We start from the raw sequence: 16,156 nt of genomic DNA, 5'->3' as shown, positions 1-16,156 counted from the left end.
GATCAGGCTGACGGGCTCGCCAGCGCCTTGAGCCGGTACAGCGCATCGAGCGCCTCGCGCGGCGTCATGTCGTCGGGGTCGATGCCGGCGAGCGCTTCGGCCAACGCGCTGTTGGGCACCTCGGCATCCGCGTCGTCGTCTTCGTCATCCGGTGTGTCGGGGGCGAGGGCGAAGAGGTCGAGCTGCGGCGTGGCGCCGGTGTCGGCGGAATGCTGCTCCAGCCAGGCCAGCCGCTTGCGCGCCGCGCGGATAACCGGCTGCGGCACGCCCGCCAATTGTGCGACCTGCAGGCCATAGCTCTGGCTGGCGGGACCCTCCTGTACAGCATGCAGAAAGACGATGCCGTCGCCGTGCTCGACTGCGGACAGATGCACGTTGGCCGCCTGCGCAAACTCCTGTGGCAACTGCGTCAGCTCGAAGTAGTGCGTGGCGAACAGCGTGTGGCTGCGGTTGTGCGACAGCAGATGGCGCGCGATCGCCCAGGCGAGTGCGAGACCATCGAATGTGCTGGTGCCGCGGCCGATCTCGTCCATCAGCACCAGGCTGTTGGGCGTGGCGCGGTGCAGGATGGCGGCGGCTTCGGTCATCTCGACCATGAAGGTCGAACGCCCGCCCGCCAGATCGTCGGCCGCGCCGATGCGCGTAAAGATGCGATCGATCGGGCCGATGGTGGCGGCCTCCGCCGGCACGAATGCGCCCACGTACGCCAGCAGCACGACCAGCGCGGTCTGGCGCATGAAGGTCGATTTACCGCCCATGTTCGGGCCGGTGATGAGCAGCAGCTTGCGCGCGTCCTGCAACACGCAGTCGTTGGCGACGAACTGTTCGACCTGCTGTTCCACGACCGGATGCCGCGCACGCGTCAACTCGATGCCGGGGGCATCCGTGAGCATCGGGCGCGACCACGACAGTGCATGCGCGCGCTCGGCCAGCGTGGCCAGCACGTCGGCCTGCGCCAGCGCGGCGGCAATGCGCTTGAACTCGGCCAGGTGCGGCAGCAGCTTCTGCAGCAGCTCTTCGTAGAGCAGCTTTTCGCGCGACAGGGCGCGGTCTTGCGCGGAGAGCGCCTTGTCTTCAAACGCCTTCAGTTCGGGCGTGATGTAGCGCTCGGCGTTCTTGAGCGTCTGGCGGCGGCGGTAATCGTCGGGCACCTTGTCGGCCTGGCCGTTGGTGACTTCGATGTAGAAGCCGTGCACGCGGTTGTATTCGACGCGCAGGTTGGCGATGCCGGTGCGCTCGCGTTCGCGCGCTTCCAGATCGACGAGGAACTGGCCGCAGTTCTCGGAGATGTCGCGCAGCTCGTCCAGGTCCGCGTCGTAACCGCGGGCGATGACGCCGCCGTCGCGCACCATGGCCGCAGGTTCGGTCATCACGGCGCGCTGGAGCAGGGCGTGGGCCTCTTCGGGCAACGTGAGCGCGGCGTACAGCTCGGCGAGCAGCGGTGCAGCGTCGCTCTGCGGCAATTCTTCGCGGATCTCGGGTAGGCGCGCGAGCGTATCGCGCAGTGACGACAGATCGCGTGGACGGGCGGAGAGCAACGCCAGCCGCCCGGTGATGCGCTCCACATCCGACAGCGTGCGCAGCGTCGCGCGCAGTGTCTGCCAATCGCCTTCGAGCAAGGTTTCGATGGCCTGCTGGCGCGCCTGCGGCACCGCGCGATCGCGCAGCGGGTGATGCAGCCAGTGGCGCAGCAGGCGGCTGCCCATGCTGGTCGCGCATGTATCGAGCAGCGAAAACAGCGTCGGCGATTCCTGCCCGCGCAGCGTTTCGGTCAGTTCCAGGTTGCGGCGTGTGGCGGTGTCCAGGCCGATGAATTCGCTTTCGTGCTCGACGGTCAGGCCGATCACGTGCCGCAGCGACTGGCCTTGCGTGGCCGCCGCGTAATTCAACAGCGCGCCCGCTGCGGCCAGTGCGGCCGTCAGCGTTTCCGCCCCGAAGGCGACGAGGCTTGCCACGCCCAGTTGCTCGCGCAGGCGGCGCGCGCCGGCTTCCACGTCGAAGTGCCAGTCGGGCAAGCGGGTGCGGGCCACGTCGAAAGAGAGGGCATTGAGCGTGGCGTCGTCGGCCAGCACTTCGGCGGGGCGGACGCGTTCGAGTTCTCGGTCGAGCTGGTCGGGGCTGCACTCCATCACGCGCAGTTCGCCGCCGACGAGGTTCAGCCACGCCAGGCCGATCAGCGGCGCCGCGCCACGCTTGCCCGGCAGATGCGCGATGGCCAGCAGGTGGTTGTTGACCTTGTCGGAGAGCAGCGCCGCATCGGTGAGCGTGCCGGGCGTGACCACGCGCACGACCTTGCGCTCGACGGGCCCCTTGGTGGTGGCCGGATCGCCGATCTGCTCGCAGATGGCCACCGATTCGCCCAGCTTGACGAGCTTGGCGAGGTATTGCTCGGCAGCGTGGAACGGAATGCCCGCCATGCGGATCGGGTGCCCGTTGGAGCTGCCGCGCGCGGTGAGTGTGATGTCGAGCAGGCGAGAGGCTTTCTCAGCGTCTTCAAAGAAGAGCTCGTAGAAGTCGCCCATGCGATAGAAGACAAGCGTGTGCGGATGCCCGGCCTTCAAGCGAAGGTACTGCTGCATCATCGGCGTGTGCTTGTCGAAGGGGCCGTATTTCGGGTCGATCTCCAGAGCCGGAGCGGAGTGTTCTGCCATGCGGTGCAAATGGGGTGCTAAAACGCGGCGCGCGCGGCCCGGGGTGATCCGATGGGGCTGCGCGCGGAAGGTGTGTGTGGAATCGCGCAATTGTTGCACAGGTGGGCAGCCGGCTCCGCGCGAAATGTCCGCAATGTCCTGCGCCAACGTGGTCCATCGCCTCTACGGGAATGACTACGGGGATATGCCGACTCAAGATCAATGAACCGCCTGCCGATAGACCATCCGGAACCTTAAACCCACAGCGGAAAGCGTTTGCGCAAAAGGCATGCGTGATTCCGCACCCGGAGACCCTGGAATGAGCAAGCTCAGCTTCCGCCAAAAGCTTTGGCTGCCGCTGGTCATCAGCCTTGTCGCACTGACGCTGATGTCGGTGTTCAACGCGTATCAGGCGCGCGCGATCCGCATGGAAGAGCGCAAGAACAACCTCGTGAGCGTGACCACCATGGCCCTGAACCTCGCCAGGCAATACGACGAGCTGGCCAAGAGCGGCACGCTGACCAAGGACGAGGCACAGAAGCAGGCGCTGGAGCGCTTCAAGGCGCTGCGCTACGACAAGGACGGCTACTTCACCATCACCAGTTCCAGCAACGTGGTGGTGATGCATCCGATCAAGGCCGAGTTCATCGGCAAGGACCAGTCCGGCTTCAAGGATGCGCAGGGCAATGCCGTCTACGTGGGTTTGACGAATGCCGCGAAGGACCCGAAGGGCGGTTTCACCAGCTACGTGTGGCCCAAGGTCGGCGGCACCGAGCCGGTGCCCAAGACGGCCTTCGCCATGCGGTATGAGCCGTGGGACTGGGTGTTCTCGACGGGTGTGTACATGGACGACATCAACGCCGCGTTCATGACCTCGCTGTACCAGACGGGCGGCCTGCTCGTGCTCGTGGCCCTGGTGCTGGTGGCGCTGGCAAGCGTCGCCAACCGCAGCCTGCAGCGCACGCTGGGCGGCGACCCCGCCTATGCGGCTGACGTGGCCAACCGCATTGCCGGCGGCGACCTGACCGTGGAGATTGCCACCCGCCCCGGCGATACCCACAGCCTGCTCTACGCGATGGGCCGCATGCGCGGCGCGCTGGTGCAGACCATCGGCAGCATCAAGGGCGCGTCAGAAACCATCGGCACCGCCACGCGCGAAATCGCCAGCGGCAACCTCGATCTGTCATCGCGCACCGAGCAGCAGGCCAGCTCGCTCGAAGAAACGGCCTCGGCCATGGAACAGTTGATGTCGACCGTGCAGCAGAACGCCGACAACGCGCAGCAGGCCAACCAGCTGGCCGTGTCCGCCTCCGATGTGGCTGTGCGCGGCGGCGACGTGGTGACGCGCGTGGTCGAGACCATGGGCTCGATCAACACCTCGTCGCGCAAGATCGTCGACATCATCGGCGTGATCGACGGCATTGCCTTCCAGACCAACATCCTCGCGCTGAATGCCGCGGTGGAAGCCGCCCGCGCCGGTGAACAGGGCCGCGGTTTTGCCGTGGTGGCCGGTGAGGTGCGCAGCCTCGCGCAGCGCAGCGCGGCCGCCGCCAAGGAGATCAAGGCGCTGATCGACGATTCCGTCGTCAACGTGGATGCGGGCAGTGCGCTGGTGGAAGAGGCCGGCACGACCATGCGTGAAGTCGTCGCCAGCGTGAAGCGCGTGACCGACATCGTTGGCGAGATTTCCGCCGCCAGCCAGGAACAGCGCTCGGGCATCGAAGAGGTGAGCCACGCCGTCACGCAGCTCGACGACGCCACGCAGCAGAACGCCGCACTGGTGGAGCAGGCCGCCGCGGCCGCGCAATCATTGGAAGAGCAGGCCGTCAGCCTGACGCAGATCGTCGCGCAGTTCCGCCTGGATGGGCATGCACTGCAGGCTGTGCGTGCGGTTCCGGCCAAGGTGGCGAAGAAGGTCGAACCCGCCATCGCCCCGGTCGCTCCGACAGCGCCGATTGCTTCAAGTGCTCCGAGTGCCCCTGCAGCACCGGCTGCACCGGCCGCACCGAAGACCGAAGCACCGCGCCGCGAGCCCGCCAAGCCGAGTGCCGAAGCGGCCAAGCCCAAGCTGACGTCGCGCAAGGCGCCGTTGCTGCGCAAGACGGCTGCCAAGCCGGCCGACCGATCCACCGATCCGTCTGCGTCCGCACCGGCTGCCGTTTCGGCCGGCCTTGCAAAGGCCAAGCCCCTGGTAGCCGTCGGCGACGATTCCGACTGGGAAACGTTCTAACAGCCGCCCTGCCGCGAAGGACGAGCGATCGAGACAAGACCCGCGCGCTCGGCGAGGGCTTGTTTGTCGTGTGGCGGGTTCCGGACGCGGCGCGCGGCGTTCAACGCGGCATGTGTCGAGCTAAAAGCCCCACTCATGGAGTTCAGGGCTCGGAGCGCCGAGCAAAAAGAGTCATGCGTGGAGCTCGGAGCTCGGCGTGTCGAGCAAAAAGAGTCACGTGTGGAGCTCGGAGCTCGGGGCGCCGAGCAAAAAGAGTCATGCGTGGAGCTCGGAGCTCGGCGTGTCGAGCAAAAAGAGTCACGCACGGAGCTCGGAGCTCGGGGCGCCGAGCAAAAAGAGTCATGCGTGGAGCTCGGAGCTCGGCGTGTCGAGCAAAAAGAGTCATGCGTGGAGCTCGGAGCTCGGCGTGTCGAGCAAAAAGAGTCACGCGCGGAGCTCGGAGCTCGGCGTGTCGAGCAAAAAGAGTCACGCACGGAGCTCGGAGCTCGGAGAGCGTCGAGCAAAAAGGTCCATTGGCCGAGTGATGAGCTCGGAACGCGGAGAAAAAAGGTCCACGCGTCGTCTTTTGAGCTCGGCACGCCGAGAAAAAAGCTCGGCACGCCGAGCAAAAAGCTCGACTGCTCGAGTTCGGAGCTCGGAACTTCGAGCAAAAGATGTCAGGTGTCGCGCTCAGAACTCGGAATGCCGAGCAGAAAATTCGGCTCGTCGGGTTCGGCGCTCCACGCGGTTGGCTACGTGCCTGATGTGCGAGTTCGGGAGCGAAAAAGAAAAAGCCCGCAAGTGCGGGCTTTCTTCTGGCAGCGGCACACGGCGCAGATCAGGCGTCCGGCTTCGAGCGCGAGAACGGCGACGTGATCTTGATCATCTGCACGAAGGCCTTCGGGTTGCCGGCCAGGATTTCGCCCTGGTCCAGGTAGCCCGATTCGCCACAGTAGTTGCCCACCAGGCCGCCCGATTCCGTGATCAGCAGCGAGCCGGCAGCCATGTCCCACGCGTTCAGGCCTTGCTCGAAGAAGCCATCGAGGCGGCCGCACGCCACGTAGGCGAGGTCCAGCGCGGCGGCGCCCGGGCGGCGCAGGCCCTTGCAGCTTTCCGTCATGGTGGCGAACAGGCGGGTGTAGTCGTACAGGCCTTCCATGTCGCGGTACGGGAAGCCGGTGCCGATCAGGCAGTCGGCCAGCTTGTCGCGGCGCGTGACGCGGATGCGGCGGTTGTTCAGGAACGCACCGGCGCCCTTGGAGGCGGTGAAGAGTTCGTCGCGCGTCGGGTCGTACACGACGGCCTGCGTGACGACGCCACGCTGCATCAGCGCGATCGACACGCCGTATTGCGGGAAGCCGTGGATGAAGTTGGTGGTGCCGTCCAGCGGGTCGATCACCCAGACGTTTTCGCTGGCGGTTTCGCCGTCGGCCCAGGACTGGCCGGACTCTTCCGCTAGAATCGCGTGATCGGGGTAGGCAGTCTTGATGACTTCGATGATCGCCGCTTCAGCTGCGCGATCGACTTCGGTGACGAAATCGTTGTGTTGTTTGCGCTCGGCGCGCAGGGTATCGACGTCGAAGGACGCGCGGTTGATGATGGTGCCGGCCTTGCGGGCAGCCCGGACGGCGATATTGAGCATCGGATGCATGACGGATCTCCGCGCCTGGCGTGCTTCTTCTTGGAAACGACGGCAGGCGAACAACACAGCGAATTGTAGAAGAACGAGCGGCGGGCCAATCTCGCGATCCAGCCCGCCGTCAAAAGAGTGGCCGTATTGTATATGAACCCCGCCTCCGGCGCCCCGGAAACCACATCAAACACTTCCCCCGCCGACCCTGAAACGCTGCGCAAGCGCACAGCGCGTTGCCGTTTCGTGCTGGTCGAGACCAGTCACCCGGGCAATGTCGGCTCCACTGCACGTGCGCTCAAGACGATGGGCTTTGGTGAGCCCGGCAGCTTCGTGCTCGTGCGCCCGCGCGAGGCCGATGCGCAGTCCCACGCCGATGCCGTTGCCATGGCAAGCGGCGCGGATGACGTGCTGGCCAACGCCCGTGTGGTCGAAGACATTGGCGATGCGTTGGCGGGTGCATCCCTCACGATCGCCCTGACGGCGCGTCCGCGCGAGTTTGGCCCGCGCCGCATCGGCCCGCGCGCCGCAGCGGAAGAGGTGGCGGCCTTGCTGGCCGCGCCGGATACGACTGTTGCCTTCGTCTTCGGCAACGAACGTTTCGGCCTGCCCAACGAGGTGGTGGAGCGTTGCCACGTCGTCACGCACATTCCGGCCAACCCGGCGTATGCCTCGCTGAACCTGTCGCAGGCGGTGCAGTTGATTGCGTATGAAGTGCGCATGGCGCTGCTGGCTGACACCGGCACGGGCGACACCCGCATGGAAGGCGTTGGCTTTGTCGGCGAGCCGGCCACCGCCGAACAGATCGACGGGATGTTCGAACACCTGGAGCAGGGCCTGGTCGAGATCGGTTTTCTCGACCCCGCCCAGCCGAAGAAGCTGATGCCGCGCCTGCGGCGTCTGTTTGCCCGCACGCAGCTGGAGGCCGAGGAGGTCAACATCCTGCGCGGGATCGCCAAGCGCATGCTCGCCCGCCGTACCGAGGCGACCATGCCGCCGACCGGCGCTGCCGACGACTGTCGCTGACCCCTGAGAAGCCGCCCGTTGTCGACCCAACGCGGCGGCGCTCCCTGCATGTCGGGCCAAAAACCCTTGCCGCAGCGCGGTAGGCGGATGCCTTACACTGCCCTCAGCGCATTGCGCATATCGATATAACGATCCACCCACACCTCAAGATGTTCACACGCATTCGCGAAGATATCGGCGCCATCATGGAGCGAGACCCGGCCGCGCGCAGCCGCTGGGAAGTGCTGACCTGCTATCCGGGTCTGCACGCCGTCATCGTCCATCGGGTCGCGCATGCGTGTTGGCACGGTGGCTTCAAGCTGCTGGGGCGGTGGTTCTCGCACCTGGGGCGTTTTCTGACCGGTATCGAGATCCACCCGGGCGCGACCATCGGCCGGCGCGTGTTCATCGACCACGGCATGGGCGTCGTGATCGGTGAAACGGCGGAAATCGGCGACGACTGCACGATCTACCAGGGCGTGACGCTGGGCGGCACCTCGCTGTACAAGGGCGCCAAGCGGCATCCGACGCTCGGCAAGGGCGTGGTGGTGAGCGCGGGCGCCAAAGTGCTCGGCGGCTTTGTCATCGGAGACGGCGCGCGCGTCGGGTCCAACGCGGTGGTGCTCAAGCCGGTGCCGCCGGGCGCGACGGCCGTGGGCATTCCGGCGCGCATCATCGAGCGCGATGCGGCCACCGAGGCCAAGTCGGCGCTCAAGCAGGAGTTTTCGGCCTATGGCATCACGCCGGATGCGGACGATCCGGTGTCGCTCGCACTCAAGCGGTTGATCGACCACAGCGAACTTCAGCAGGAACGCATCGAGTCGATCCTCTCGGCGCTCGATCGCCTGGGCGCGCATCTGGAGAACTCGCCGAACGATCCGTTCGATGCGAGCGAGCTCAAGCGGATGTTGAAGTAAGGGCAGGGTGGCGGCGCGAGGTGACGCAACCTACGCCGTCACTTGTTCGACCGTCAGCGCGCCGTTTTCCAGCTTGAGGAAAGTACCGCGCGGTTGCGGCGTATCGAAATCCCAGTCGGAGAGCACCCAGCGTTCACCGCTCGGCTCGTGATGCAGCTGCGGGCGGTGCGTGTGGCCGTGGATCAGCGTATGTGCGCCCGATGCCTTGAACAACGCATCGACGGCTTCGGGTGCGACGTCGCCCATCATGGCGGCGGCCCGTGGTTCGCCCGCCACGTTGGCGGACATGGCGCGGCCGGCTTCGCTTTCTGCACGCATCTTCTGCGCGATCTTCAGCCGCCAGCGCAGCGGCATCGTCAGGAAAATCCGCTGCACCCAGCGCTTGCGCGTCCAGTGACGAAAACGCATGTAGGCCGCATCACGCGTGCAGAGGGCATCGCCGTGGGCGAGCACAAGGCGTTGCCCATCCAACTCCAGCACGCTCGGGTCGGGCAGCAGCGCCGCGTGCGCGGCCGCCAGGAAGCGCTTGCCGAGCAGGAAATCGCGGTTGCCGTGCATGAACAGCACGCGCGTACCCGCATTTGCCACGTCGGCGAGCAGGGTGGCGACGTGCCGGTGGAACGGATCGGCGAGCTCTTCATCGCCGACCCAGTATTCGAAAAAGTCACCGAGGATGACAAGCGTACGGGCCTCGCGTGCGCGCGTGCGCATGAAGCGCTCGAACGCTGCCGCGGTGGCCGGCATGCTGGCCGTCAGGTGCAGATCCGAAATAAAAAACACCGGCCCGGAAACCCGGACCGGTGTCTTCAGCGCGGATGCCGGTGAGGCGTGCGCTGCGTCGCTCATTCGATCACGTCGGCGCTTTGGATCACCACGTCTTCCATCGGCACGTCCTGGTGGAAGCCGCGGTTGCCGGTGCGCACGCCGCGAATCTTGTCGACCACATCCATGCCTTCGGCCACCTTGCCGAACACGGCGTAGCCCCAGCCTTGCGGCGTCGGCGAGGTGTGGTTCAGGAAGTCGTTGTCGACAGTGTTGATGAAGAACTGCGCCGTGGCCGAGTGCGGATCGTTGGTGCGTGCCATGGCAATGGCGCCGCGCTCGTTCTTCAGGCCGTTGTTGGCTTCGTTCTCGATCGGGGCATCGGTGGGCTTTTGTTTCATGTCCTGGCCGGCTTCGAAGCCGCCACCCTGGATCATGAAGCCCTTGATGACGCGGTGGAACACCGTGCCGTTGTAGTGGCCCTTCTTGACGTAGTTGATGAAGTTGGCGACCGACTTCGGTGCCTTTTCAGCGTCCAGCAGCAGGGTGATGTCGCCGTGGTTGGTGTGCAGCTTGACTGTGGTCATGGTGAGTTCCTTGGGGGGATGCGGATACGTTGTTCTGGTGTTGCTCGGGCGTTACTTGGAGACGACGGTTGCCGATTCAATCACGATCGGCTTCACAGGCACATTCTGGTGCGGGAACTTGGTGGTGGTTTCCACCGCCTTGATCTTGTCGATGGTGTCGGTGCCGTCGACGACCTTGCCGAAGACGGTATAGCCGTAACCGTCCTGACCAGGGTAGTTCAGCATGTTGTTGTCGACCACATTCACATAGAACTGCGCGGTGGCGGAGTTCGGGTCCATGGTGCGCGCCATGGCGATGGTGTACTTGTCGTTCTTCAGGCCGTTCTTCGATTCGATCTCGACGGGCGGGCGGGTGTCCTTCTGCTTCATGTCGGGCGTGAAGCCGCCGCCCTGGATCATGAAGCCGTCCATCACGCGGTGGAAGATCGTGCCCTTGTAGAAGCCGTCCTTCACGTATTGCAGGAAGTTGGCGACCGTCTTGGGTGCCTTGTCCGGATAGACCTCGACGGTGAAGTTGCCCATCGACGTCTTGAACTGCACACGCTGGGTTGACGTAGCTTGGGGCGTGGCTGCCGCAGCAGCGGACACGGCCAGTGCGCACACGAGCCCGGCAAAGAGAGAGCGGATACGGAGCATGGTCGGGAAGAGAGAGCCTTGGGGGTGAGAAAACCGGGAGAGCGGGGCGGTCGCGTTCTTACTGAGCCTTGGTCGGCTTGGCGTTCGCGCCGCTTGCGGCGGGCTTTGCGGGTGCTGCGGCCGGGCGCACGCCCTGTACATTGGGCAGCGCATCCAGGCGTGCGCGCGCCGTGGTGTTCTTCGGGTTCAGCTTGATCGCGCTCTGGTAGGACTGCGCGGCCAGGCGGACATAGATATCGCCCAGGTTCGATTGCGCCAGCGCGTTTTCCGGCGCCACGCGGTTCGCCATGATCAGGCTGTCGCGGGCGCGAAGCAGTTCGCCGCGCTCCGCATACAGCGCGGCCAGGTTGATGTACGGCTCGGGCAGTTCAGGGAAATCCTGCGTCATCTGGCTGAAGGCGGTGATGGCGTCGTCAGCGCGGCCGAGGCCGGCGAGCGCTACAGCGCGCTGGAAGCGGGCCTGCGCATTGCGTGGCTGCGAGGCGACGTCCTTGTCGAGCTCGGCGAGCGCTGCAGCGTATTGCTTCTTGGCGAGTTCGTCGTCGATGCGCTTCTGACGTGCGACCTGCGGTGGTTGCTGGTTGGTCGGCGTCAAGTCTGCCGGCAGGGCGATGCCCGCGGTCTGAGCAAAGGTGGGCGCCGCCGATACAGCAAGCAGGCAGCCCAGGGTCACAGCGCACAGGGTGATAGCGCGACGCGGCAGCGAACTGTTCATGAGAATGGGTTCCGTTATACTCCGCCGCATTCTAACAAACCGCCTTTGTGCGCAGCAGCGGCATTGCGCAGCGGAACAGGTTCTTGACGGGGAGCATGCCAGGCGCGCCGGCAGCCCGCCCCGTCGGCGCAGTTCCGGTAAGATATGCCGCTAGTTTTTGCAGGCGCCGTACCGTCGCCGACTGCCTCCAATTTGGTCCGTCCGCATCGGCTCATCCCGCATGCGCGGCGCGCTGAATCTCCCGACACCGCTTCATGGAATCACTCAAGATCTACAACACGCTCGCGCGCGAAAAACAGACGTTCGTCCCCATCGAGCCCGGCCGCGTGCGCATGTACGTGTGCGGGATGACGGTGTACGACTACTGTCATGTGGGGCATGCGCGGGTGGTGGTGGTGTTCGACATGGTGCAGCGCTGGCTGCGCGCGTCGGGCTACGACGTGACCTACGTGCGCAACATCACCGACATCGATGACAAGATCATCAAGCGGGCGGTCGAGAACGGCGAGACCATGAGCGCGCTCACCGGCCGCTTTATCGACGCGATGCACGAAGATTTCGCCGCGCTCGGTACGCAGCCCCCCGATCACGAGCCGCGTGCCACCGAATACGTGCCGCAGATGCTGAGCATGATCGGCAAGCTGCAGCAGAACGGCCTGGCCTATCAGGCGACCGATGGCGACGTGAACTACGCCGTGCGCAAGTTTCCCGGCTACGGCAGGCTGTCGGGCAAGTCCCTCGAAGACCTGCGCGCCGGCGAGCGCGTGGCCGCCAACGATGCCAAGCAGGATCCGCTGGACTTCGTGTTGTGGAAATCCGCCAAGGCAGACGAGCCGGCCGAGTCGCGCTGGGCGTCGCAGTGGGGCGAGGGCCGCCCGGGCTGGCACATCGAGTGCTCGGCCATGAGCTGCGAACTGCTGGGCGAGCATTTCGACCTGCACGGCGGCGGCGCCGACCTGCAGTTCCCGCACCACGAAAACGAGATCGCCCAGTCCGAAGGCGCCAATCGCACCACCTTCGTCAACACGTGGATGCACAACGGCTTCGTGCGCGTGAATGACGAGAAGATGTCGAAATCGCTCGGCAACTTCTTCACCATCCGCGACGTGCTGAAGGTGTACGACGCGGAAGTCGTGCGCTTCTTCATCCTGCGCTCGCACTACCGCAGCGACCTGAATTACAGCGATGCCCACCTGGACGACGCACGCCACGCGCTCACGCGCCTGTACACCGCGCTCAAGGATGTGCCCGCCACGGCTGGCGCCACGCCCGACTGGAGTGAGCCGCACGGCAAGCGCTTCCTCGAAGCGATGAACGATGACTTCAACACGCCGGTCGCTGTGTCGGTGCTGTTCGAACTGGCGAGCGAAGTGAACAAGACGCGCTCGCCCGAGTTGGCCAATCAGTTGTCCGCATTGGCTGGTGTGATGGGCCTGCTCGGCCGCGATCCGCATGCCTTCCTGCAAGGCGGCGTGACGGCTGACGGCTTGGATGGTGCAGAAGTGGAGGCTCGCATCGAAGAGCGCCGCGCCGCCAAGGCCGCCCGCGATTTCGCGCGCGCCGACGCCATCCGCGCCGATCTGCTGGCCGCGGGCATCGTCCTGGAAGACAAGCCGGGCGGCGTGACCGAGTGGAGACGTGCATGAACGCGGTGGCCAAGAAAGCCAGCAAGGTCAGCGTTGGGCGCAGCACCGCCGTCAAGAAGGTACCGGCTGTGAAGGTGCCGGCTGCAAAGAAGTCGGTCGCCAAGAAAGTCGACGGGGTGGCGAGCAAGACGATCGTCGCCAAGAGTACGACCATCAAGGCAGGCAAGGTTGCCGCCAAGGCGCCGGCCAAGCGCGCGGCCGTGAGCAAGGTGCCGCTGCCCGAAACGCTCGCCCCGAGTGAGCCGTTGCCGGTGCCGGCCGAAGTGGTGCTCTCGGGCCCGCCCGAGTACTGGCAGGAGGCATGCGCAGATCTCATGAAGCGCGACCGCATCCTGCGCAAGATCATCCCGGCGTACGGCCCGGCGCACCTGGCGTCACGCGGCGACCCGTTCGTCACGCTGGCGCGGTCGATTGTCGGCCAGCAGATTTCGGTCAAGGCGGCGCAGTCGGTGTGGGAGCGTGTGGTGGCTGTGTGCCCCAAGCTGGTGCCGGCGCAGTTCCTGCGTGCGGGGCAGGAGAAGCTGGCGGGTTGCGGCCTGTCCAAGCGCAAGGCGGAGTACATCCTCGACCTGGCCGATCACTTTCGCAACGGTACGGTGCACGTCGCCAAGTGGGCGGAGATGGACGATGAGGACGTCATTGCCGAGCTCACGCAGATCCGCGGTATCGGCCGGTGGACGGCAGAGATGTTCCTGATGTTCAATCTGATGCGCCCGAACGTGCTGCCGCTGGACGACATCGGGCTCATCAACGCCATCTCACAGAATTATTTCAGTGGCGAACCCGTCACTCGCAGCGAGGCGCGCGAAGTGGCCGCCAACTGGGAACCGTGGCGCACTGTGGCGACCTGGTACATGTGGCGCAGCCTCGACACTGCGACCACCTATTGATCTGGTCATTTCGATGAAACGTGCGGCGTCGACCGGTGGCCAAAATCCGGTAGAATGCGCGCCTTCAAGAGCCTTTCAGAAGATCCATGAAAACAACCTTCCTGGAGTTCGAGCAGCCGATCGCAGAACTTGAGGCGAAGATCGAAGAACTTCGCTTCGTACAAGACGATTCCGCTGTCGATATTTCTGAAGAAATCTCCCGCCTGGCGGCCAAGAGCCAGCAGCTCACCAAAGATCTGTACGCCAACCTGACCCCGTGGCAGGTCGCGCAGATCGCGCGGCACCCGCAGCGTCCGTACACGCTCGATTACGTCCGCGAAATCTTCACCGACTTCCACGAACTGCACGGCGACCGCACTTTCGCGGACGACCTGTCGATCGTGGGCGGTTTGGCCCGCTTCAATGGCCAGCCCTGCATGGTGATCGGTCACCAGAAGGGCCGCGACACCAAGGAGCGCGCGCTGCGCAACTTCGGCATGTCCAAGCCCGAGGGCTACCGCAAGGCCAAGCGCCTGATGGAGCTGGCGGACAAGTTCGGCCTGCCGATCTTCACCTTCGTCGATACGCCGGGCGCATTCCCGGGCATCGATGCCGAAGAGCGCGGCCAGTCGGAAGCGATCGGCCACAACCTGTTCGTGATGGCCGGCCTGAAGGTGCCGCTCATCGCCACCATCATCGGTGAAGGCGGGTCGGGCGGCGCGCTGGCGATCGCCATGGGTGATTCGGTGATCATGCTGCAGTTCGCCACGTATGCCGTGATCTCTCCGGAAGGCTGCGCGTCGATCCTGTGGAAGACTGCCGAGAAGGCTCCCGAAGCCGCCGAGGCACTGGGCCTGACCGCGCACCGCCTGAAGGCGCTGGGTTTGATCGACAAGATCGTCAACGAGCCGCTGGGTGGCGCGCACCGTGATCCGAAGGCCATGGCAGCGATGCTCAAGCGCGCGCTGGCTGAATCGCTGCGCCAGTTCCAGGGCATGAAGACGTCGGAGTTGCAGGCGCGCCGTCACGAGCGCCTGATGGCCTATGGCAAGTTCAAGGAAACTGAAGTCCGCTGATTTGTCCGCCACGCTGGTCAACAAGGTCGCACAACGCGTTGCCGCGTGTGCGGCCTTTGTTGTTTCTGGCCAGACCGAGGCGCCGACTGTAGCGATTGCCCTGTCGGGCGGCCGGGACTCTGCTGCGCTGCTGCACGCATGTGCGGCGTGGCGCGATGCGGGCGCTTCGGTGCGTCTTGTCGCCTTGCATGTCCACCACGGCCTGCAGGCCGATGCCGATGGATGGGAATCGGCTTGCGCGGCCATGTCGGAGGCTGTTGGCGTCGAGTTCCACGCGTGTCGCGTTTGCGTCGACACTGATGCGGGGCGGGGGGTTGAAGAGGCCGCGCGCGAGGCCCGCTACACCGCGTTGGAATCGCTCTGCACAGCAAGCGGTGGCTCCATTTTGTTGACGGCGCATCACCAGGACGATCAAGCCGAAACCGTGCTGCTGCAATTGATGCGCGGTGCCGGCGTCGACGGGCTTGCCGCCATGCCGATGATCCGCGTCGGTGCTGTCACGTTGTTGCGCCCGTGGATCGACACACCGCGCAGCGAGATCGCGCAGTACGCCCAAGCTCATGCGCTCACGTGGGTCGAAGATCCATCCAACGATGACGCACGCTATGCGCGCAACGCGCTGCGGCCGCTCTTGACGGGCATGGCCGAGCATTTCCCTGCCTATCGCGAGACCTTGACGCGCAGTGCAGCACATCTGGCCGATGCGGCTGCGCTGATCGATGAGATTGCGCAGGCGGATCTAGCCAGGATGACTTCATCGGAGGGCCTCAGCGTTGCGGCACTGATGGCGTTCTCGGTACCGCGCCAGCGTGCGGTGTTGCGTGCGTGGCTTGCTCGGGATGGTGCGCGCGCTGTGTCCGCGCGCCGCCTGGAGGATCTGCGCAAGCAACTGACTGACGCGCGCGCCGACCGTGCGTTGTGCATCGACTTGCCGGCGGGGCGGGTCCGGCGTTATCGCGGGTGGGCATTCATCGAGGTGGTTCAAACGGCTCCGGTGCAGACGCCCGTCGGCACGTCCTCCGTCACCTTCGATCCGACGCGGCGTATTGAGCAGCAGGTGGAGGCGGCCGAGTGGGGTGGGGCGCTGCTGTTCTCCCCTGTAGAGGAGGGCATCGCTACCAGGACCTTGCAGGCGCCGCTTTTACTCCAGCCTCGCCGAGGCGGCGAGCGCATCATGCTGCGGCGGCAAGGCCCTTCGCGGGCGCTCAAGCAGGCCTATCAGGAAGCCGGAATTCCTGCTTGGGAGCGGGCTCGGCTGCCATTGCTCTACGCCGGTGGAACACTGGTCTTCGCGGCCGGCCTCGGTATCGACTGGGCAGTGGTGGAGCGTGGTTCAGGTTGGGACATCGCCTGGTGCCAAGCGGGCCACGGCGTGCGCTGACACGCATATTGACCGGCGGATTGCTTGCCGATCAGTGCAAATTGCTGTATTTTCAAAGGCTTTTGCATCGCACCACCCGCCTCCTCTCGATCT

The 16,156-nt window shown here is 65.2% G+C and carries 13 protein-coding genes; 7 read left to right on the top strand and 6 right to left on the bottom strand.

Annotated features, from left to right (window positions below):
• Positions 1-2: 2 nt before the first annotated feature.
• Positions 3-2,651 carry a DNA mismatch repair protein MutS gene (gene mutS, locus NG900_RS07775; RefSeq protein ID WP_252678822.1) on the bottom strand — a complete coding sequence of 883 codons (2,649 nt, stop codon included), beginning with the start codon at positions 2,649-2,651 and terminating at the stop codon, positions 3-5.
• A gap of 298 nt (positions 2,652-2,949) precedes the next feature.
• Here mutS and NG900_RS07770 point away from each other — a divergent pair, with 298 nt between their 5' ends.
• Entirely contained in the window at positions 2,950-4,860 is a 1,911-nt protein-coding gene (locus NG900_RS07770; RefSeq protein ID WP_252678820.1) for a methyl-accepting chemotaxis protein, read from the top strand.
• 817 nt (positions 4,861-5,677) lie between these two features.
• On the opposite strand, the gene NG900_RS07765 is transcribed toward NG900_RS07770, so the two are convergent.
• Complete coding sequence (locus NG900_RS07765; protein WP_252678818.1) at positions 5,678-6,490, bottom strand: inositol monophosphatase family protein; 813 nt, start codon at positions 6,488-6,490, stop codon at positions 5,678-5,680.
• Between the two features lie 132 nt (positions 6,491-6,622).
• On the opposite strand from NG900_RS07765, the gene NG900_RS07760 reads away from it, so the two are divergent.
• Positions 6,623-7,495, top strand: a complete 873-nt coding sequence (locus tag NG900_RS07760; RefSeq protein WP_252678816.1) for an RNA methyltransferase — start codon at positions 6,623-6,625, stop codon at positions 7,493-7,495.
• Between the two features lie 149 nt (positions 7,496-7,644).
• Positions 7,645-8,391 (top strand): serine O-acetyltransferase, encoded by a 747-nt coding sequence (gene cysE, locus NG900_RS07755; protein WP_252678814.1) that lies wholly within the window; start codon positions 7,645-7,647, stop codon positions 8,389-8,391.
• Between the two features lie 30 nt (positions 8,392-8,421).
• Here cysE and NG900_RS07750 read toward each other — a convergent pair whose 3' ends face one another.
• The 4 genes from NG900_RS07750 to NG900_RS07735 are packed head-to-tail and all read right to left on the bottom strand — an operon-like array spanning position 8,422 to position 11,091.
• Entirely contained in the window at positions 8,422-9,237 is an 816-nt protein-coding gene (locus NG900_RS07750; RefSeq protein ID WP_252678812.1) for a UDP-2,3-diacylglucosamine diphosphatase, read from the bottom strand.
• Complete coding sequence (locus NG900_RS07745) at positions 9,234-9,740, bottom strand: peptidylprolyl isomerase (RefSeq protein WP_021194116.1); 507 nt, start codon at positions 9,738-9,740, stop codon at positions 9,234-9,236. Before NG900_RS07745 ends, NG900_RS07750 begins: the two co-directional genes overlap by 4 nt.
• A gap of 51 nt (positions 9,741-9,791) precedes the next feature.
• On the bottom strand, positions 9,792-10,376 hold the full coding sequence (locus NG900_RS07740) for a peptidylprolyl isomerase (RefSeq protein WP_252678810.1): 585 nt from the start codon (positions 10,374-10,376) through the stop codon (positions 9,792-9,794).
• Positions 10,377-10,434: 58 nt separating this feature from the next.
• The gene (locus NG900_RS07735; RefSeq protein WP_252678808.1) at positions 10,435-11,091 is read right to left on the bottom strand and encodes a tetratricopeptide repeat protein; all 657 of its coding nucleotides are present in this window, start codon (positions 11,089-11,091) and stop codon (positions 10,435-10,437) included.
• A 254-nt stretch (positions 11,092-11,345) separates the two neighbouring features.
• Here NG900_RS07735 and cysS point away from each other — a divergent pair, with 254 nt between their 5' ends.
• The 4 genes from cysS (at position 11,346) to tilS (ending at position 16,063) form a co-directional block, all read left to right on the top strand.
• Positions 11,346-12,737, top strand: a complete 1,392-nt coding sequence (cysS, locus tag NG900_RS07730) for a cysteine--tRNA ligase (protein WP_252678806.1) — start codon at positions 11,346-11,348, stop codon at positions 12,735-12,737.
• Positions 12,734-13,627, top strand: coding sequence for a DNA-3-methyladenine glycosylase family protein (locus NG900_RS07725; protein ID WP_252678804.1), 894 nt, complete (start codon positions 12,734-12,736; stop codon positions 13,625-13,627). Before cysS ends, NG900_RS07725 begins: the two co-directional genes overlap by 4 nt.
• A gap of 86 nt (positions 13,628-13,713) precedes the next feature.
• Positions 13,714-14,682, top strand: coding sequence for an acetyl-CoA carboxylase carboxyltransferase subunit alpha (locus tag NG900_RS07720; protein ID WP_252678801.1), 969 nt, complete (start codon positions 13,714-13,716; stop codon positions 14,680-14,682).
• Positions 14,651-16,063, top strand: coding sequence for a tRNA lysidine(34) synthetase TilS (gene tilS / locus NG900_RS07715; RefSeq protein ID WP_252678799.1), 1,413 nt, complete (start codon positions 14,651-14,653; stop codon positions 16,061-16,063). The genes NG900_RS07720 and tilS overlap by 32 nt, the downstream gene beginning before the upstream one ends.
• The last annotated feature ends 93 nt before the right edge of the window (positions 16,064-16,156 follow it).

This window comes from Ralstonia soli, from assembly GCF_023955655.1.
In the GTDB taxonomy this organism is placed as follows: domain Bacteria; phylum Pseudomonadota; class Gammaproteobacteria; order Burkholderiales; family Burkholderiaceae; genus Ralstonia; species Ralstonia soli.
Note: the sequence above shows the minus strand (reverse complement) of the source record. Positions and strands in the feature narration are given on the sequence as shown.

Coding starts and splice junctions, on each gene's coding strand:
- cysE (WP_252678814.1), top strand. CDS start 7,645: ATGTTCACACGCATTCGCGAAGATATCGGCGCCATCATGGAGCGAGAC.
- NG900_RS07765 (WP_252678818.1), bottom strand. CDS start 6,490: ATGCATCCGATGCTCAATATCGCCGTCCGGGCTGCCCGCAAGGCCGGC.
- NG900_RS07720 (WP_252678801.1), top strand. CDS start 13,714: ATGAAAACAACCTTCCTGGAGTTCGAGCAGCCGATCGCAGAACTTGAG.
- NG900_RS07745 (WP_021194116.1), bottom strand. CDS start 9,740: ATGACCACAGTCAAGCTGCACACCAACCACGGCGACATCACCCTGCTG.
- NG900_RS07725 (WP_252678804.1), top strand. CDS start 12,734: ATGAACGCGGTGGCCAAGAAAGCCAGCAAGGTCAGCGTTGGGCGCAGC.
- NG900_RS07760 (WP_252678816.1), top strand. CDS start 6,623: ATGAACCCCGCCTCCGGCGCCCCGGAAACCACATCAAACACTTCCCCC.
- tilS (WP_252678799.1), top strand. CDS start 14,651: ATGGCAAGTTCAAGGAAACTGAAGTCCGCTGATTTGTCCGCCACGCTG.
- NG900_RS07770 (WP_252678820.1), top strand. CDS start 2,950: ATGAGCAAGCTCAGCTTCCGCCAAAAGCTTTGGCTGCCGCTGGTCATC.
- NG900_RS07750 (WP_252678812.1), bottom strand. CDS start 9,237: ATGAGCGACGCAGCGCACGCCTCACCGGCATCCGCGCTGAAGACACCG.
- cysS (WP_252678806.1), top strand. CDS start 11,346: ATGGAATCACTCAAGATCTACAACACGCTCGCGCGCGAAAAACAGACG.
- mutS (WP_252678822.1), bottom strand. CDS start 2,651: ATGGCAGAACACTCCGCTCCGGCTCTGGAGATCGACCCGAAATACGGC.
- NG900_RS07735 (WP_252678808.1), bottom strand. CDS start 11,091: ATGAACAGTTCGCTGCCGCGTCGCGCTATCACCCTGTGCGCTGTGACC.
- NG900_RS07740 (WP_252678810.1), bottom strand. CDS start 10,376: ATGCTCCGTATCCGCTCTCTCTTTGCCGGGCTCGTGTGCGCACTGGCC.